The sequence below is a fragment of the Flavobacterium sp. genome (assembly GCF_027533505.1).
Classification (GTDB): domain Bacteria; phylum Bacteroidota; class Bacteroidia; order Flavobacteriales; family Flavobacteriaceae; genus Flavobacterium.
In genome coordinates, this window is sequence record NZ_JAPZUB010000058.1 from 1 (window position 1) to 18,074 (window position 18,074).

Sequence of the window (18,074 nt, forward strand, 5' to 3'; positions counted from 1 at the left end):
ACAATCTAAAGCTCCGATTTAACCAAATTAAAGAACTAATTATTTTTTGGTTACAATTATTGTTCAACTTTTTCACTAAAAATAAAACCACTATTTTAATCGAAATTTAAAATAGTGGCTTTTTAAGGAATGACTATTTAATGGTTAAAATGTATTCTGAAAGTTGATCTAATTCTGCTTGTGATAATTGAGGAAAACCAGGCATTTGGGGGTAGTCCGCTCTTTTTTTACCGGGAGCTTTTATCCATTTTTGCAAATTGGCTTTATCGCTTTTATAAATACTTGCCATTTCAATAACGGGTGGCCCCACCAACTTTGCATCAGTTTTGTGGCATGCGGCACAATATTGGTTAAATACGTCCTTTCCTAAATCGGCTTCTGTTTTGGGTGTAGCAGCAGCCTTTTGTTTTAAGAAAATTGATTCTTCGCGTGCCTGTTTACTTAATTGTTGAAATTCTGCGGTATGTGCTGCTACTAATTCTTGATGTTTTTCTAATGCATTATGCCTATACATTTGACGACTTCCTCCGTAAAATATCATGAAAACCAAAACTGAAATTACAATTTTTTTGAAGTGAATATCTATGAAATGCTCATCGTTAGTGAGTGATTTGTAACAATACCATAAAGCATAAGCCAATAGCAGACCAGCTCCCGCCATTACACTGATGACAGCGTAGCTAATTCCTTTGGAGGGTAAAGTAAACAAGACAATAATACCAAATAAAATTTGCAGACTAAGCCCTAAAGTTGCTATAGAATACCCTATTTTTTTAATAGTATATCGTGTGAAATTTGTGTAGATCTCTTCAATTGGATAGGCTTTTCTTCCGTTGTACCAAACTATAAAAATTCCCGTAATTGCAATACAAGCACCCAAAAATTCGAAGTAGCGAGGAAACACGTTAGGTAACAATAAGGCGCTTAAAAATCCTTGAACTGTACCCCATTTTTCAGGAAACAGCATTAAATTGACATTGGTCAGGAAAATGAGTGGAATAAACAAAAAGATCGCCACGGCCAACCCCATAATTGTTAAGTGAAGCGATTTGTTTTTTTCTAAATTTTGCCAAGTGTATTTATGTAGGTAAGTGAGTAAAAAAGCAATGGTAACTAAGGGAATGATCATTATCCAAGCAAAACCTGTTAGGGCATTGGCCGAATAAAAGTAAAGGGTGTATAAGGTATTGATGCTCAACAATGGAGCAACTCCCATTACCACAGCAATACTTTTATTCACTGTTATTGTTTTGGCAATTTCGTGTGCGAATATATCATATTCTTTATTTTTTAAACCTTTGATTTGTGCCCAAAGTGTAATGATACTTCCACCGACCATTAAATTGATAAAGAGGATATGCAATAAAAAGGAGAAAACGAGTAAGCCAACTAAAAGCCATTCGGGTAATGGTAAGTCTAAAGGTAAATCTTTTGGTATTGGAGTATTTATTTGAAGTAACATATTGCGTTAGTTTTTTGCGAGTTGCGTATCTTTTTCTTTATTATTTTTTCTTTTGGAAACTTCAACAGCACTGTTCATTGGGTTTATTTTAACTCCCGCAGATTGAACGCCTTCAAGACTTTCCCCGGTTTCTTGCACTTGTTTGATGTAGGCAACCAATGCATCCAATTCTTTTTCATTTCCAGCGAATGGCGGCATATACGTTCTACCGTTGTGCATATTGGGTATATAGGCTTTCATAGCGCCTTCGTCCAATGGTTTTCCAAATCCATACATGCGTTCAAAAACATATACAATTGAGTTTACACCTTGTGGATTGACGGTATGGCACCGACTACACAAATTCATAAAAACATCTTTACCTGCTTCCACTTTATTTTCCTCTGTAATTTCGGTTACCGAGGTATATGTGGCATATTTTAGGATCCCATCTCTTTTGTACAAGGGATAGTCTTCTTCTCTTAATAGATTGGAATACATGTAGTTTCCAATAACATAAGGCTTACGGATAAATTCTCTCACACGCTCAAAAATTCCTAAAAATCCGAATACAAATAAACAGGGTACAATTACGTAAGCGAGTTTTATTTTTTTAGGTTTTAATACCGCAACCCCCGCCAAAATAATGGCTAGTGAGGCAGCACCAATGATGAAATATTTTAATAAATTGTAATATTCGGCAAAATCTTGGGAACCCACAGCGGTGGCCATATTCTCTTTCATGGCTGCGGGCATCACATTCCAATAGTAAACGGCCCCGATAATTGCCAAAGGAATCCATGCTAAAATCCATTGCCCTGCAAATTTGATGGCTTTTGAACGCATTTCTGTACCTTTTTTCGCAAAAATTGTAGTCAGCAACATGCCAAAAACACCAGCCACTAACATCGCTGTAGGAGTTCTGAAAAGTAATTGGGGTAAATAAATGGGGTTCGTAAAACCGTTAAGTAAGGTTTGTTCGTTATTCCAGTTTCCTGGATCCATCATAAACCCAAGAATAGCAACAATAATAGCCATGGTGATCCAAGAAAATACACTCAAATACCAACCAAAATTAATATGACGAATTTTTGCTTTCAATGAAGTATTTGCATTTTTCCAGGTGAGAAAATAAATCAGTATTAGTACAACTTCTGTTACAAACACTAACCATTCTATAAACCATGCCCAATAAAATACGCGAATCAAACTTCCAATGGAAGCGGGACTAACTAAGGCCACTGAAAACCAAATTCCAACACCTGTCATCGCGCCGATAGTAGTCGTGATGATAAAAGCAACTTTCATCTTTTTGTACACTAAAGTATCCCACTCTAGATTTGTAATTTGATTGGGCGATGCCATTGAAACACCCTTCTGCTCCAACCATGTAATGTAAGGTATGAAGCCTACTGCAAGACCATGATTAATAAAAACATGTAAAATGGCAATGGCCGCAATCAAGAAACGGTCGTTAAGCCAGTCTAAGTGAAACATTGGGAAGTCCATAACAATTCAATTTTTTTACAAATTTCATTGATATACCCCCGAGAAACTAAAAAAAATAAAGCAGGAAGTTTTGAAAAATATTCCTGCTATGTTTTAAAAAAGTGCTATGTTTTTTGCTGTTTACACTGGTTGATTTTGATTTTCAATTCTTACGTTTTTATTTTAAATAAAAAACCCCAAAAGTAAGTATACTATGGGGTTTCTAACCAAACAAATTTAAATATTCAAAATGATTATTTATTCTTCTTTTTCCTTGTTTCTAAACTGTCAATCAAAGGATTAACTCCACCATCATACATCGATTTCATCATCCAATTGACGGCCCAATTGGTTTTTTCAGGTGTTCCGCCTTCAATCGGAGGGTGTGGATCATATTCCATATCAAGCATGATGGCTTGGGCATATTTATCGCCATAAATATCTTTCATCATGGCTAACGACATATCCATACCCGCAGTAACCCCTGCGCTTGTCCAGTATTTTCCATCTTTTGTATACCGCTCATTAGCAGGAATAGCTTTGTATTTCTTTAAAAATTCTTCTTCTCTATACCAATTAGTAGACGCTTTTTTATTTTCTAATAAACCTGTAGCGCCCAACACCCATACCCCTGTACAAACAGCTCCAGTATATTTTGTGGTTTTGTCAATTTTTCTAATCCATTGGTGTAAATTAGCGTCATAAGCCGCTTCAATGGTACCTGTAAAACCACCGGGAATAATTAGAATATCCAATTGGTTAACAGATGCAATAGTGGTATTCGGGACAATCTCAACACCCATTACGGTTTTGATATTTCCTTTTTTGATACTTATTAATTGTGTTTTTACACCCATGGCCTGACCTAATACATAGCGAGGTCCCATCACATCCAAATCGTTTACACCATCATACACTAAAATTCCAATGGTTTTTATGTCAAATTTTGGTTTTCCAAAAATCATCTCCATTGAATTTACATGGTTTTCTGGACTGAAATTTTCGATTTCCTTCGCTATTTTTAACGAATCGCTTTTTGACATAGTTACTTTTTCAGGACTTTTTTTCACCTCCTCATTTTTACACGAAATGGTAAATAATGGGACAAATAGTAGCGCGATTATTTTTCTCATTTGTAAGTATATTAAAAATGGGCGAAACCAAGTAACGCCCATTTTGATTCATTAAAATCGTGCGGTTAAAGTTATCCCCAATTGCGCCGGCATTGCAGCGAGCGAGCGACGACCAAAACTGGTGTCGGCTGCACCAAAAGCTAAATAATTTGCGTTGGTCAAGTTTCGTGTCCATAGGAATATTCCATAATTAGGATAACTCAACCCGAATCGAGTATTTACCACCTGATAGGTGGGTTGATACAATGAGTTTTGAATATCTGTATAGTAGCCACCAATGTTTCTAAACTCTGCTCGAAACAATAAATTTACATTTTCAGAAGTTTGAATGGTATATTCTGCGGCAGTGAAAAAGGTAGTTTTCGGAGCATTAGCTAAAGTATTTCCTCCAATGGGAACAGCGTTTCCAAATCGTAACAATGAAAAATCCTCGTATGCTGCATCATTGATTGCATACGCAAAATCCAATTGAAGTCCTTTAACTGGAATAACATTGGCTTCTACTTCAATTCCTTTGGAATAGGCATCACCTACATTTTCGCGAACAAATGTAAAGGGGGCCACATTGTTGAAGAATTGTAAATCTTTCCAATTAATTAAATAGGTTGCAAGATTAAAGTGGATTCGGTTATTCCAGAAAGTAGATTTGTAACCTACCTCAAAGTTATTAGAATACTCGGGATCAAAATCTTGGCGAACCCCCACAGGCAAACCACCTTGGGCATTGATGCCACCTGCTCTGAAACCACGGGTGTAAGTAGCGTAAGCATTAGCATTTTTACTCAAGTTGTATACGATAGCCGCTTTTGGGGAAAAAGCGTTGAAAGAAGCTGATTTGGTTTGGTCGGGATTAAGTTGTGTAAATACACCATTAACAAATACAGCATCACCAAAACCATTAAATGTAGCCTCGCGTTCCTCAATATCATAACGCGCTCCAGCAGTTATTTTTAGCTTTTCGGAGACCTTGTAACTTACTTCTCCAAAAGCAGCATAGCCACTATTATTACTTCTATTTCTAAAAATACTAAAGTTATTAGGCGCATTTTCAAAAGCTAAATTCGTAGAAGGTTCATACCCCACTTGTTTAAAACCAAAAAGACCGGCTACATATTGCAATTTACTTTCTTTGTTGGTTGAGTTGATGCGAAACTCTTGGCTCAACACTTCTTGAGGAGGAAGTTCTTCTCCAATGGCACTGCTTGAAAAAGAATGATAAATACCAGGAAAATCAATATCTCGAAACGATAAACTAATTTGTTGAAAAGAGCTTATTGAAATCAAATCAAAGTTTTTTGCTTTGTATTTTCCCGTTACGGAATAGTTGGTAATTTTACGTTGATGTCTTCCTATACGACTAAGGTTTATGACAGTCGGGTTTTCTAATGCCGCGGTTTCATTGGCTTGGGATACAAAAAAAACCGATTCATTAGAGAAATCTTTTTGCGTTTTTACGTTTGCCGTTAGACTAAATTTATCAGTCACTAACCACTTTAAAAACGCATTACCATAGGTGTTTTCTTCACCACCAACCGTTCTTCCATTCAAACGCACGTCTGTCGATGAGGTTCCCGTAATGTCATTTTTCATAAAACCTTCTCTTTTTTGAAACAAGCCATTGATTCCAAAAAATAACTTGTCTTTAATTATTGGCGTTTTAAAACCTGCTGTATAACGCTGTAAAGCAAAATTACCATTTTCAAGTTCGACAAATCCTGTAGTTTTGTTGGAGGGCTGTTTCGTAAAAATAGTTACAACGCCACCCATGGCATTCCTTCCAAAGAGTGTACTTTGCGGTCCGTGTAACACTTCAATGCGTTCTACATCGGTTAGCGCAAATCCACCGGCCAATATATCCAATAAATTTACATCATCGATATAGGTTGAAACGGCTGGGTTTTCACTAAATACTTGAATCCCTCTGATGGATTGTAAGGCTTGAAAACCAACGCCTAATTCTTGGTAAAGGTAATTTGGAACTCGACCTGATAAATCGGATATAGTTACCAAACGTGAGTTTGTGACCGATTTTGCGGAAATAGCGGTAACTGCCACTGGAACTTCAATATTTTTTGTTCCGATTTGTTTGCGGTTACGATTACTTCCTCTAGTTTTTGGACTTTTAGGGAGTCGTTAACTTGTGCCGATGCCATCGTGGCTAACCCAAATAGGGAGAATAAAGTGATTACACTCTTAAGATTCATGGTTATCTTTTTATACATTGTTTAATTTTTTGCAAAATCACCTAAACAGTTAAGCGGTTTATTTTCATTAAAACGACATCTATTTCGTTTTTCAATCCTTGTATTTTACTTTTTGGCCAAATACATTTCTGGATTTTTTATAAACTCCTCTTTACAGACTGGGGCACAGAAACCGTATAGTTTTCCCTGATAAGTTACCGTATCGGATACTCCAAATTTGGTAATATCCATTTTGCAATAGAAATCAATTTGATTGGCGTAGGTTAACTTATTCAATGGATTTTTTGGATCAATCAAACTTGGATTTTCTTTTACAGTAAAGCCATTTGTTACGGTTTCCGACTTTTGACATCCTACACTAAGGATTCCCATCATCATTACGATTGTTCTTTTCATTGTAACCCCTGTTTTAATGATGTTCTTCATTTGAACATAATCCAATAATTTCATGGAATACATCATGTAATTTTGATAAGGCTTCCGTGAGTTCTTTATCCGATTTTTTGCTTTTGACTAATTGGTCCAATTTTTTGCTATCGGTTTCTAGTTTCTTAACAGCTGCGACTACTTCTTTTGAATTAAACTCCGCTGGAATGTTTGATTTCGCGAGTAATTCGGCTTTCAGAACCATTTCTCCGCTTCGTTCTTTTATCGGTTGTAAGTTGCCTTCTTCACTGGGGTGAAATGTTTGCGACATTACTTTATGAAAATCTTTCAAGGCTTGCCAGTCATCAAACTTGCCTTTCTTTTTAGCCGAAGCTGTTTTGTAATAGTTGCTTACTTCATTCCAGTTAATCACATTCCATATCGCATCGACATAATCTGCACGTTTATTTTGATATTTTAAATAATAGGCATGTTCCCAAACATCAATACCTAAAATTGGCATTCCTTTGTTTTCGGCTATATCCATTATCGGATTATCTTGATTAGCCGTTGTACAAATAGCTAATTTACCGTCTTGATTAACGTACAACCAAACCCAACCCGAACCAAAACGACTGGACGCAGCGGCATTCATTTTTTCCTTTAACGCTTCGATACCACCAAAAGTTTCTTGAATTGCCTTTGCTAAGTCAGTCGAGGGTCGAGTGTTCTTCTCAGAAGTGAGAATTGACCAAAAAAATTCATGATTAAAATGGCCACCCGCATTGTTTCTAATAGCTGGACTTAACTTTGAAACATGGCCAAAAATCTCTGTAATTGTCATTTTTTCTGCCTCTGTTCCAAGGATAGCCGTATTTAAGTTTTTTACATACGACGCATGATGTTTGCTGTAGTGAATTTCCATGGTTAGCGCATCAATATAGGGCTCCAAAGCATTGTAATTATACGGCAATGGTTTTTGTGTAAACTGCGCTGATACGGTTGTACAGAGCAATATGAAAACGGATAAAATTTGATTTTTTTTCATTGTTTTTTAAATTAATGTTGATTAGTGATTGGCATTTTTTCTAAATTGTTCAGGCGTCGTTAAGGTTTGTTTTTTGAAAAAAGTTACAAAATAGGATACATTTTCAAACCCTAAATCGTGTGCTATTTCATTGATAGATAGCGAGGTGTAATGTAAAAGGCGTTGTGCTTCTATCGTTATTCTTTTTCGTATTAAATCGCCTGCTGTTTTCCCTGTTTCACTTTTACATACCTTATTCAGATAATTGGGTGTAACATGTAGCTTCTCGGCATAAAACGAAGGCATTTTTTGTTCTTTAAAATGTTGCTCTACCAGTTTTTCAAATTCTTTAATTTTTTCGTTTTTGGTATTCGGTGTTTTAGGAATTATTTGCGGATTGTAAATGCGTTCCAATTGAACCAATAAAATATTCAGAATCGAACGAAGTACTTTTGTTTTGTCTTTTAATATTGCATTGTATTCCAACTCAAATAATTCAAAAAATGTTTGTAAGTTTTCTTTTTGAAATGAGTTTAATGCTACATATGGTTTACAACCATGCTCAAAAAATGAAAAATCATTTAAAGAGTTATTGTTGTAACGCAACGAAAAAAATGTTTCGGTAAAAGCAATAATCCTGCCTCCTGTTTCTGGATGTAAATTTATTTTTGAAATACAATTTGGCTGAATAATAACAACTTTTGGACAATTGAAATAAATTTTATGATTATCAATTTCTATTTCACCATTGCATGAATCTAAAAACAAAATTGAATAAAAGTTTTGTTTGTGCGATTCTTCCACAAATGGGAACTTAGCGTTAAACCCTTTTAAGGTATCATAAAAAATAGCACAATTACTTTTGCTAAAATCCACCAAATCACATATCAAGACATGACTTGACTGCATGATGGTTAGTTTTAAAGTTAATAATTATGTCTAATTATTAAACTAACTCTGGGGGATTGTCAAAACTATAAAGGAAAGGGGAGTGGTGTTTAACTGTTTGACAGTCAATTATTTTTTTGGTTTCTGTAGGGATAAAACGAGAAATTTCTTTGGAATTAAAAATGGAAAGCACAAAAAAGCTTTCTTTTTCAATTTTAAGTAAGCTCTTTTGGGTTTCTTTTTGTTCCTTGCTCAACTGGTTATCTAAGTAACAAATACCTTTACAAATGGGAATTTTATCAAATCGATTGATACAAATGTTCTCGGCGATGTACTCTCTGTTAAGGTAAAATGATGAAATTATCCAAAAACTTTTTGTGGCTTGGATTGTAAAAATAAAAAGTAAAAAAAGCACCAATACTTTTTTCATTTCATCAATTCTTTCAATAATATCCCTATATCATTAATCAAACGCTTCGTTTCTTCTGGATTTGTACCATCATAAACTCCTCGTATATGCCGGTTGTTATCAATCAACAAAAGTCCTCCTCCATGTACTAAACCTCCCGGTTCTTCAGCATCGGGATAGGCAGGAGTCATATAACTCTTTGTTGCGAGTTCAAAGATACTATCTTTCGACCCAGTGACAAAAAACCAATGTGAATTTAATTTTTGGCTTGTTTTGAATGCTTTTAGTTTTTCAACGGTATCGTGCTCAGGATCAATGGTATGAGAGAGAAAATTTACCTTAGAATTGTTTTGATAAACAGTGTATACTTTTTTTAATTCTTGATTCATTATCGGACAGATGGTCGGACAGGATAAGAAAATGAAGTCGGCAACGTATATTTTTCCTTCAAAGGTTCGATTGGTGATTTTCTTTCCATCTTGATCAGTAAAACTAAAATCTCCAATTCTAGGATATACTTTTTTACCCTGTATGGTTGTGGGTTCTCCCAAAATTGGTAATCGCTCCGTTTCAGGTTTACAACTAAAAAAAAACAGTAGGGTGAAAAGAAGGGTATATTTCATTGGTTACTTGATTACTCGGTGCATTACAAACGTAATTGCCGCCAACAAAAAAAACGCTACTGCTTGATGGGTCACGCCCAACCACAACGGTACGCTATACAATAAGGTGAAAATTCCTAAGGTCACTTGGATAAAAACAATAACCAACAAGGCTGTGATGCCGTTTTTCTGAGTTGTAGATAGACGGTATTTCCGACTTTTAATGGCCAAGTAAACGATAAAACCTACCACGACATACGCCAGAGTGCGGTGTATAAATTGTACGCCGCTTTTTCCTTCGGTGAACCGCAACAACCAATTGGGTTTTTCCAAACGAATGCTTTCATGAAAAAACTGTCCGTCGCTCATTAAGGGCCAATGGTTGTGAATATAACCTGCATCCAAACCGGCTACAAATCCTCCCCAAATAATTTGTACCACAACCAGAATCCATGTCCAAAGCGCAATTTTGCCCAAGGGCGCAATACGTTCCGAAATCCCTTGATACTTCAAGTCCAACGCCACCCAAAAAGTGTAGGCAAAGGTGAGAAAAGCAAACGTTAAATGAATGGATAAACGGAAATGACTCACATCAGGCTGGTTGAAATCGACCAAACCACTTTTGACCATAAACCAACCCAAAAATCCTTGAAAGGCCCCCATGCCTAATAAAATCAAGCATTGAACTACTGTTCGTTGCGTCAATCTTTTTTTCACTAAAAAGTAGATAAACGGAATCAAAAATACGAAGCCTAGTATGCGTGCGATAAAGCGGTGGAACCATTCCCAAAAGTAAATGAACTTGTAGTCTGCCAACGTAAAGTGGCTGTTGATACGCTGGTATTCGGGGAATTTCTTGTACTCTTCAAAAGCAGTCTGCCAAGCGGCATCACTCATCGGGGGAAAGGTGTCGGTCACCAAATGCCAATCGGTCATCGATAATCCTGAGCCTGTCAAGCGCGTGATTCCTCCCACCACAACCATTACAAAAACCAAAATACAGCCGGTAAACAACCAATTGATAACGCCTTTATCCGCTTTCATATGAAAATTTTTAAGCCCCACAAAGGTACAGTACAGACTTGAATTGCATCGATTAAACGGTGGTTAATTTTTTGTTTTTTTCAAACCAATGGAAGCGAATTGAAACTGTTGTACAAAACATGAATTGACCGAATAATAACACAGACGCTCAGCTTAGTAGCTCAGCCTCTCAGCCTCTCAGCCTCTCAGCAGCTCAGCAGCTACATTATTATCCCCATCGCTTTCGCTTTCGCAACTACAAAAGCATAGGCCGCTTCGTATTCGTTGGGAATTTCTCCTTCCAAAATGGCTTCTTTCACCGCCTCTTTCAATTGGCCCACTTCGCGTGAGGGTTTCAAATTGAACCGCTCCATGATTTCTTCCCCCGTAATGGGTGGTTGAAAATTGCGCACTTGGTCTCGCGCTTCAACTTCCACTATTTTTTGGCGTACGAGTTCGAAGTTTTTATGGTACTTTTCAAACTTCTTCGGATTTTTCGTGGTAATGTCGGCTTCACACAACGTCATCAGTGATTCTACATCTTCACCGGCATCAAAAATCAACCGTCGTACCGCACTATCCGTGACAATCTCTTGCGAAAGTACAATCGGGCGGTAACTCATCATGACCATTTTCTGCACAAACTTCATCTTTTGATTCAAGGGCATGTGCAAACGCGCAAAGATTTTCTTTACCATTTTACCGCCTAAAAATTCATGACCGTGAAAGGTCCACCCTTGTTTTTTGTGAAATCGTTTCGTGGGTGCCTTCCCGATATCATGCAACAAGGCTGCCCATCGCAACCAAAGATCTTCGGTGGTTTTACAAATGTTATCGACGACTTCCAACGTATGGTAAAAATTGTTTTTATGGGTGTGTCCTTCGACTTCTTCGACCAAATTTAAAGCGGTCAATTCGGGTAAAATCCGTTCCAAAAGTTGGGTTTGGTACAATAATAAAAAGCCCGTCGATGGCTGTGGGGTTTGTAGTATTTTATGCAATTCCTCCACAATACGCTCCCCCGAAATAATATCGATACGGTACGCATTTCGCGCAATGGCTTCCAACGATTCGGGAATGATTGTAAAGTTCAATTGGGTCGCAAACCGAATGGCGCGCAACATCCGCAACGGATCGTCGGAATAGGTAATGTCAGGGTCTAAAGGCGTGCGTATCACTTTGGCTTCCAGGTCGGCAACACCCCCAAAAGGATCAATCAAATCACCATAATGGGTCGAATTCAGTGAAAAGGCCAAGGCATTGATAGTAAAGTCCCGACGGTTTTGATCGTCTTCTAGCGAGCCGGCATCGACCTGGGGGTTACGACTTTCTTCGGTGTAACTTTCTTTTCGCGCACCCACAAATTCGATGTCCATATCCTTGTAACGCAACATCGCTGTGCCGTAGTTTTTAAAAACCTGTACTTTGGGTTGATGGGGAAGCAGGCTACTCACTTTCAGTGCCAAATCGATTCCCGACCCCACCGCCACGATGTCAATGTCTTTCTTGTGGTTCCGTTGTAATAAAACATCCCGCACAAAACCGCCAATCACATAACATTCCAACTGCAATTCACTTGCAGCTTGAGCAATGATTTTAAATATCTTACGGTCTAAAACGTCGGCGTAGTTGGTTTTCAAAGCGAAATATTTTTGCAAAAATACAAATTCACGGTGGTTATTTGGGCACCCGGGCGCGTCATCCGCTGTATCTTTTATGCCGCTAGGGCTTCATAAAAGGATGCCTCCCGATACTTCGGGGCTACCGCTGGTGCCATCGGTAAATGAATCACAATTTTCAAATCTTCAAATCTTCAAATCTTCAAATCATTTCCGTATCACCCTTACCTGCGCATCAAGGGTAAGTTTGATAATTGTCGACGGTTTGCTCGCCACGCGATCGCGATGCAATTGCACGACGTAATCCACACCTTGGACTATTTCGGGACTAATTTCTTGGAACGATTTCGGTGTTGGCGCCCCTGAAACATTTGCCGAAGTCGATACCAACGGGCGTTTCATTCGCTCCATTAATTGGTAACAAAACGGTTCGGTCACCAACCGCATGCCGAGGGAATTATCGGTACTGATTAAATTGGGGGCTACATTTTTGGGTTGGTCCAATATAAGCGTAGTGGGTTGGGTTGCAAATTCTAACAGCTGCCAAGCGACTTCTGGAATCTGATGAAATACACTATGCACCAAGCGCTCGCTGTGCATCAATACAATCATGCTTTTGGACTCTTCGCGTTGTTTTAAGGCATAAATTTTCTGAACTGCTGCTTCATTCGTAGCATCACATCCAATACCCCAAACCGTATCGGTGGGATACAAAATGATACCGCCTTTCGCAATGACTTCGAAGGCATTATGTACTTCTTTCGCAATTAACTTCAGTTCCATAACTTAAGAACGCTTCAAGCGTTGTAAACGTTTTTTTCTTCGTCTGAAATTTTTTAAAATATACAGGAACGAATTCCATTTCACCTGCAATGCCGTCCAAAAATCATTGCTGTTCTTTGCCACACAATAGGCTTGGTATAACGCTTCCCATTGCGCAAAGGAATATAAAGTAGGATTATCCAATTCGATATCCATTTTTTCAGGTAATCGTAAGCCCAATTGGTCCAATTCTAAAAACACAAAATTATCAATGAGTGTTTTTTCCGAAAGGGCAATTTTTGAAAAAGGCAATTCGGTATAATAGTTCAACTGCAAGTCAATCCCTTTTTTTGCCGTACAAGCACACCAAATGTACTGCTCACAGGCATAGCGCATTTTATACGCCTCGTAGGGATAGGCTTCGTTGTAAATAATATGATTTTCAGGAAATCGTCGCGTCGTTTCGGGTTCAGGTTGTAACGGGATATTCCATAACAAATGCATGTCCGTCGTTAATCCCACTTGGAAAATATCACTTACATGATACAAAATCGGCACTCTTCGTGGATCTTTAGTAAATGCCACAGAGGTGAGTACACGCTCTTCAAAAACCTTGTAGTCATTGTGTGCCGTATATTTCCCCAAATAATCCATAAAACCTCCATGGATCAAACAGCAATCGCTGCGCAGTTTCATTGTGTAGGTTCGCGTGGCTTTCAATACGCCGTTTCGCGTGGATACAATCTGTCGGTTGTTGTTATTGTATTTGGAAGTATTACTATCGTAATATGAGGTGCCTCCCGGATCTTCATTTTCAATTAAAACATCAAAGTCCAAATGCGAAACATCGTTGCCTTTCCAGGTCGATAAAATGATTTCCGCTCCCGGTAAAAAAGCACGGGCACTTTCGATACAACGTTGAGTCAGTTGTAAGCTCGCCACATCGGTGGGTTTCCCGTGAACTGGACCCTGAACGACAACCGAAAAATCCGAAGGATTAGGCATGTTTTTCTAAATAGAGGGTCAAATCTTCGGGCGTACCCAAACCGTGCATCGCTTCAAAATCAATGTTGTAGATTTTGATTTTTTGGCCTTCTGCAATACAATAATTATAGACCGGACAGGTGTAAAATTCGTTATTGACACGGTCGTTATTGGCAATCATATCAATGGCGCCATCCACAAAATAGTGTCCTTTGGTAAAGAAATAAATCCCTACCGTTGCATATTCTGAAATGGCTTTTTTCTCTTTTACTTCGGTCACATTACCCTGCGCATCGATTTTGGCAAAGGACCACTTCGGATTGCGTTCTGCATCGACAAACGTCAAAATACTGCCGTCTGCATTTTGCTCCAAACAATCGTTGATATACGCTTCTATCGAATGATCTACCAACTGATCAGAGTTGGCAATCAACAACGGATAATCATTGTTAATGAATTTACGAGCAAACAAAACGGTACAAGCCGTTCCTTCAGTCAATTGATCCAATTCGATGAATTGAGCGTTGTAATTTTTTTCCAATGCAGCGACCAATTCCCGCTCTTGTTTCAAATGTTCTTTACGTCCTATTAAAATATAATTGGCATTGGGATAGTATAAATTCTCCATCACCCGCGCAATCATTGGCTTACCGTTTACATCGATAAAAGGTTTTGGTTTTTCATAACCGGCTTGAGCAAAACGACTGCCTTGACCAGCCATCGGAATTACAATATTAATCATAATGAATCTACGTATTTATCATTGGAAGCACCGGGAACTTTTACTACTACGGTGGTTGTGTCGGTGAGTGCTCTAAAATCAGTTGAAGTATTGGGTTCAATTTTGATAATCGCACCGGCGCCATATTTTTCACCACTCATTTCCACTTCTCCAGAAATGATTACGGTAAATTCCGTTGCGATTTTGTGATGGTGCGAAGCTTCGTATTCCCCCGCAGTATAGGATTTTACACCTACTTCTACATCATTGGTATTGTATAATGAAGGTTCGAAGTTACCAATGAACCATCCTTTAAACATATCGGCTAAATCGTGTTTTTCAAGCGCCATTATTTTTGTGCTTTTAAGAATTCTTGTAAATTTTGTGGTGCATAAAACGAATGGTAATCCGTTTTGTAAATGCCAAAATCCACTACTTTTTGATTCTTTAAAATATATTCATTAATCAAGGATGAGGTGAAAAAGTTCCCATTGATTTGTACATCATCCAAAATACATTGGAACGCATTGGCAAAGAAATCCTGTGCTTTTGCAAAGAAGTAAAAACCGGCAATAGCTGCACTACTGATCGGATTTTTCTCAGCCGTTTGTACCACTTCACCATGTTCAATGCGGGCATACGACCAACGTGGATGTACCGAAGGAAAGGTAACAATACCCACATCCGCTTTACGTTCATCAAACGATTGTAAAATGGATTGGAAATTATGGTTGATGATTTGGTCGCCGTTCAATACTAAAATACGATCGTCATCCGAAAGGGAATCAATCGTCATTAAGATACTGCACAAGGCACCTTTGGTATCACTTTTCAATTTTACAATTTCGCTATTGGGTGCCAATAAACGAATGGTATTGTCCAAGTGAAATTTTCGTACATCTTCATCTTTTAAAATAAAAACAGCCTGAAAAGGTTCGGTAATCGATTGGAATTGTTCAATCACTATTTGAATCATGGGTTTGCCATCGATTTCAACCAAAGGTTTTGGATAGGAGAATCCGGCATTGGTGTACAATTCAGAACTACCGGCTAAAGGAATAATGATTTTAAGCATGTTCAATTTCTTTAATACGGTTCATAATGGCGGTAAATTGTACGTCATCCACCGTCTCTACTTTTAATAAATGGGCTCCCGAAGCGATCGCTGCTTTGATTCCGTTTTCATTATCTTCTACAATCAAACATTCTTCGGGTTGGAGTCCCAAGCGTTGAATGGCTTTTTGGTAAATCTCCGGATCGGGTTTACCGTGAGTCACATCTTGATTAGAAATAAAGAAATCCAAATATTGGGTCAAGTTGGCTTTTTGCATCATGATTTCGATGGTGTTGCGCACCGAATTCGAACAAACGGCAATATGGTAGCCTTCTTCTTTTAGTTTGGATAACGTATATTGGTGATTAAATGAAGGTTTGCATTTGGCATAGACCATTTCCATCGTATACACTTGCTTAAGGTCGTTGATGAACCCATGCAATTTACGGGGAAAACCACCTTCCAAACTTAACATCTCCAATTTTTTCTTGGTCGGAAGTCCGTCAAAAGTGACCAAATGATCGTAGCGACTAATTTCGGTTCCAAATAAGCGCAAGGCTTTGTTTAAGGCTTCATAATGCCAATCTTTAGCATCGATGAGTACGCCATCCATATCAAACAATACGGCTTTGATTTTTGTCATTTGCCAATTTTTTTATTTTTATAAAAATAGGATATATTTTGCAATAGTATATTGCTTTTAGTATGCTAAAATATTTTGATTTAATCAATTCATTTTCAGTGTATATAGAGTCTGCGTGCCAACCGCTAATAATGCGCTTTGGAATTGTAATTCCTAATTGATTCGGATTGTGAATTTTGAAATTTTCGATAAATATTTTTTCAGAAAGGTGCGTAAATTCCGAGTTACTTTTTAAACGTGAATTATGATAATCGGTTAATAATCCTTCGCGAATCAGCAAAGACATGAGTAGATATTGTTCCGGAAAAATGGGAGCATTACCATTAATATTATTGAGTATAGAAGTTTCAGCACGTTCTGCGCTGAAGAATTTTTGTACAGCTTTAGTTTTCCCAAAAAGGAAAATATCTGATGGATGAAATAATAGTCCGATACCATGTTTGACAAACTGTTTATATGGATTTCTTGAAAAATAATTAAGTAATACAATTTTAGATTCAAACAAAACTGCTTTGTCATCGAATTGAAATCCGCATAAATGACTACTAGTAAATACAATATCAGTTCGTGTTTTAACGGCATAAGGAGTTTTAACTTTTTCTAAACCATGTTGAGAAGAAACTAAAAGGCGGTTTACATTACATTGTTCAGAATATACAGTATTTAATACTTCCGGTGCTTGCTGTTTAATCAATAAATCATAATCAAGTTCATTTGTGTTTTCGGTGTCCCATGTGGATAGAATAATAGTTGCACCCTTATAGTGTTTTCGGATGCTCTTCAATACCAAAAGTGTATTAAGTGATTCCTCATTAACTATGGGACCCTGCACAACAAATGAAATGTCTTGAGGATGGATCATTAGCTTTCTTGAAAAAAGAGTGTAGCGACCTCTGGTAAATCGGTACACAAAATGATATTGGGAAGTCTATGTAAGTTTTCCGATTTCAGTAAATTCCAAAGTGTTTCTGGATCTCTTTTGTGTAATTCGGGCGATACTAGAGCTACTTTTTTGTCATCGTCTATAAATTTGCGAATCAACGTGTTATCATACCATAAGCTTTCAAATGCATCTAACCAAATACCATTACACTCTGCGTATTTGCTAACCGCGGTTTCGTATTCGCTGCGACGGGAATAGTAGATAAACCCGTGGCGATCGTAGTGCAATAAATCCGGAACCGACATGTCAAAAACAAAATAATTGGTGATGTGGTGCGCCTGTAATAATTCCATCAACGGTGCTTGCAAACCATCCGCTTTTATATTTAAAGCTAAAGTTCCCGTGCAGTTAAACTGATTGTAAATTTCAAAAAAAGTTCGAGCAAGTATACAATTTTCATCGGCTATATCATGAGCAATCACTAATTCACCTTTATAGTCACGAATATCAGTTTCGGTTCCTATATTTTTTGAAAATGAACGAATAAATGCAGCTTCGGTATTTTTTTCTTGTGGATCTATCCAATATCCACGGTGGCTGATGATTTCCATACTTTTCAAATTTATACAAATATAAAAATGATAACCCGTTGGGTGTAATTATTTGAATTAAAAAATTGAATAAATGTTGGTCAAGATACTGAAAATCAGTATCTTGAAGTCGCAAAACAACCAACATTTATGACAAATATAGTTAAAAATTATTTTAGAGTTTTAGAAGTTATAAGTTCTTTTGATACTGAGTTAGATTTTAAATCAGGAGTTGGC

At 37.5% G+C, this 18,074-nt stretch carries 19 protein-coding genes and 1 pseudogene; all 20 read right to left on the reverse strand.

Annotated features, from left to right (window positions below):
• Window positions 1-133: 133 nt before the first annotated feature.
• Entirely contained in the window at window positions 134-1,462 is a 1,329-nt protein-coding gene (locus O9316_RS11720) for a cytochrome c (RefSeq protein WP_298205460.1), read from the reverse strand.
• Window positions 1,463-1,468: 6 nt separating this feature from the next.
• Complete coding sequence (locus O9316_RS11725) at window positions 1,469-2,950, reverse strand: cytochrome c (protein WP_298205461.1); 1,482 nt, start codon at window positions 2,948-2,950, stop codon at window positions 1,469-1,471.
• Between the two features lie 233 nt (window positions 2,951-3,183).
• Window positions 3,184-4,062 carry a DJ-1/PfpI family protein gene (locus O9316_RS11730; RefSeq protein WP_298205462.1) on the reverse strand — a complete coding sequence of 293 codons (879 nt, stop codon included), beginning with the start codon at window positions 4,060-4,062 and terminating at the stop codon, window positions 3,184-3,186.
• 51 nt (window positions 4,063-4,113) lie between these two features.
• The gene (locus O9316_RS11735; protein WP_298347248.1) at window positions 4,114-6,072 is read right to left on the reverse strand and encodes a TonB-dependent receptor; all 1,959 of its coding nucleotides are present in this window, start codon (window positions 6,070-6,072) and stop codon (window positions 4,114-4,116) included.
• A complete protein-coding gene (locus tag O9316_RS11740) occupies window positions 6,066-6,284 on the reverse strand; it encodes a hypothetical protein (protein ID WP_298347250.1) in 219 nt (72 codons plus the stop codon). Before O9316_RS11740 ends, O9316_RS11735 begins: the two co-directional genes overlap by 7 nt.
• Window positions 6,285-6,371: 87 nt before the next feature.
• Window positions 6,372-6,662, reverse strand: a complete 291-nt coding sequence (locus O9316_RS11745) for a YHS domain-containing protein (protein WP_298205464.1) — start codon at window positions 6,660-6,662, stop codon at window positions 6,372-6,374.
• Window positions 6,663-7,041: 379 nt separating this feature from the next.
• Window positions 7,042-7,680 (reverse strand): annotated as a pseudogene (locus O9316_RS11750) (superoxide dismutase); the annotation flags it as partial.
• Between the two features lie 21 nt (window positions 7,681-7,701).
• Entirely contained in the window at window positions 7,702-8,535 is an 834-nt protein-coding gene (locus tag O9316_RS11755; RefSeq protein WP_298205465.1) for a helix-turn-helix domain-containing protein, read from the reverse strand.
• A 70-nt stretch (window positions 8,536-8,605) separates the two neighbouring features.
• Window positions 8,606-8,977 (reverse strand): hypothetical protein, encoded by a 372-nt coding sequence (locus tag O9316_RS11760; RefSeq protein ID WP_298205466.1) that lies wholly within the window; start codon window positions 8,975-8,977, stop codon window positions 8,606-8,608.
• Window positions 8,974-9,579 (reverse strand): SCO family protein, encoded by a 606-nt coding sequence (locus O9316_RS11765; protein ID WP_298205467.1) that lies wholly within the window; start codon window positions 9,577-9,579, stop codon window positions 8,974-8,976. The genes O9316_RS11760 and O9316_RS11765 overlap by 4 nt, the downstream gene beginning before the upstream one ends.
• Before the next feature lie 3 nt (window positions 9,580-9,582).
• Window positions 9,583-10,602 (reverse strand): COX15/CtaA family protein, encoded by a 1,020-nt coding sequence (locus O9316_RS11770; RefSeq protein ID WP_298205468.1) that lies wholly within the window; start codon window positions 10,600-10,602, stop codon window positions 9,583-9,585.
• Between the two features lie 200 nt (window positions 10,603-10,802).
• Window positions 10,803-12,221, reverse strand: coding sequence for an HD domain-containing protein (locus tag O9316_RS11775; protein ID WP_298347251.1), 1,419 nt, complete (start codon window positions 12,219-12,221; stop codon window positions 10,803-10,805).
• A 186-nt stretch (window positions 12,222-12,407) separates the two neighbouring features.
• Window positions 12,408-12,983, reverse strand: coding sequence for an L-threonylcarbamoyladenylate synthase (locus O9316_RS11780; protein WP_298205470.1), 576 nt, complete (start codon window positions 12,981-12,983; stop codon window positions 12,408-12,410).
• Between the two features lie 3 nt (window positions 12,984-12,986).
• Entirely contained in the window at window positions 12,987-13,967 is a 981-nt protein-coding gene (locus O9316_RS11785) for a WavE lipopolysaccharide synthesis family protein (protein WP_298205471.1), read from the reverse strand.
• Entirely contained in the window at window positions 13,960-14,688 is a 729-nt protein-coding gene (locus O9316_RS11790; protein WP_298205472.1) for a glycosyltransferase family 2 protein, read from the reverse strand. The genes O9316_RS11785 and O9316_RS11790 overlap by 8 nt, the downstream gene beginning before the upstream one ends.
• On the reverse strand, window positions 14,685-15,017 hold the full coding sequence (locus O9316_RS11795; protein ID WP_298205473.1) for a hypothetical protein: 333 nt from the start codon (window positions 15,015-15,017) through the stop codon (window positions 14,685-14,687). Before O9316_RS11795 ends, O9316_RS11790 begins: the two co-directional genes overlap by 4 nt.
• Window positions 15,017-15,742, reverse strand: a complete 726-nt coding sequence (locus O9316_RS11800) for a glycosyltransferase family 2 protein (RefSeq protein ID WP_298205474.1) — start codon at window positions 15,740-15,742, stop codon at window positions 15,017-15,019. Before O9316_RS11800 ends, O9316_RS11795 begins: the two co-directional genes overlap by 1 nt.
• On the reverse strand, window positions 15,735-16,364 hold the full coding sequence (locus tag O9316_RS11805; RefSeq protein ID WP_298205475.1) for an HAD family phosphatase: 630 nt from the start codon (window positions 16,362-16,364) through the stop codon (window positions 15,735-15,737). The genes O9316_RS11800 and O9316_RS11805 overlap by 8 nt, the downstream gene beginning before the upstream one ends.
• Window positions 16,336-17,274, reverse strand: a complete 939-nt coding sequence (locus tag O9316_RS11810) for a WavE lipopolysaccharide synthesis family protein (protein WP_298205476.1) — start codon at window positions 17,272-17,274, stop codon at window positions 16,336-16,338. Before O9316_RS11810 ends, O9316_RS11805 begins: the two co-directional genes overlap by 29 nt.
• On the reverse strand, window positions 17,226-17,858 hold the full coding sequence (locus O9316_RS11815) for a hypothetical protein (RefSeq protein ID WP_298205477.1): 633 nt from the start codon (window positions 17,856-17,858) through the stop codon (window positions 17,226-17,228). Before O9316_RS11815 ends, O9316_RS11810 begins: the two co-directional genes overlap by 49 nt.
• Window positions 17,859-18,074: the final 216 nt, after the last annotated feature.

Bases quoted from the DNA above. Each gene is read 5' to 3' on its own strand.
- O9316_RS11720 (WP_298205460.1), bottom strand. From the start codon at position 1,462: ATGTTACTTCAAATAAATACTCCAATACCAAAAGATTTACCTTTAGAC.
- O9316_RS11785 (WP_298205471.1), bottom strand. From the start codon at position 13,967: ATGCCTAATCCTTCGGATTTTTCGGTTGTCGTTCAGGGTCCAGTTCAC.
- O9316_RS11765 (WP_298205467.1), bottom strand. From the start codon at position 9,579: ATGAAATATACCCTTCTTTTCACCCTACTGTTTTTTTTTAGTTGTAAA.
- O9316_RS11725 (WP_298205461.1), bottom strand. From the start codon at position 2,950: ATGGACTTCCCAATGTTTCACTTAGACTGGCTTAACGACCGTTTCTTG.
- O9316_RS11740 (WP_298347250.1), bottom strand. From the start codon at position 6,284: ATGTATAAAAAGATAACCATGAATCTTAAGAGTGTAATCACTTTATTC.
- O9316_RS11800 (WP_298205474.1), bottom strand. From the start codon at position 15,742: ATGCTTAAAATCATTATTCCTTTAGCCGGTAGTTCTGAATTGTACACC.
- O9316_RS11790 (WP_298205472.1), bottom strand. From the start codon at position 14,688: ATGATTAATATTGTAATTCCGATGGCTGGTCAAGGCAGTCGTTTTGCT.
- O9316_RS11770 (WP_298205468.1), bottom strand. From the start codon at position 10,602: ATGAAAGCGGATAAAGGCGTTATCAATTGGTTGTTTACCGGCTGTATT.
- O9316_RS11795 (WP_298205473.1), bottom strand. From the start codon at position 15,017: ATGGCGCTTGAAAAACACGATTTAGCCGATATGTTTAAAGGATGGTTC.
- O9316_RS11760 (WP_298205466.1), bottom strand. From the start codon at position 8,977: ATGAAAAAAGTATTGGTGCTTTTTTTACTTTTTATTTTTACAATCCAA.
- O9316_RS11745 (WP_298205464.1), bottom strand. From the start codon at position 6,662: ATGAAAAGAACAATCGTAATGATGATGGGAATCCTTAGTGTAGGATGT.
- O9316_RS11780 (WP_298205470.1), bottom strand. From the start codon at position 12,983: ATGGAACTGAAGTTAATTGCGAAAGAAGTACATAATGCCTTCGAAGTC.
- O9316_RS11815 (WP_298205477.1), bottom strand. From the start codon at position 17,858: ATGGAAATCATCAGCCACCGTGGATATTGGATAGATCCACAAGAAAAA.
- O9316_RS11805 (WP_298205475.1), bottom strand. From the start codon at position 16,364: ATGACAAAAATCAAAGCCGTATTGTTTGATATGGATGGCGTACTCATC.
- O9316_RS11730 (WP_298205462.1), bottom strand. From the start codon at position 4,062: ATGAGAAAAATAATCGCGCTACTATTTGTCCCATTATTTACCATTTCG.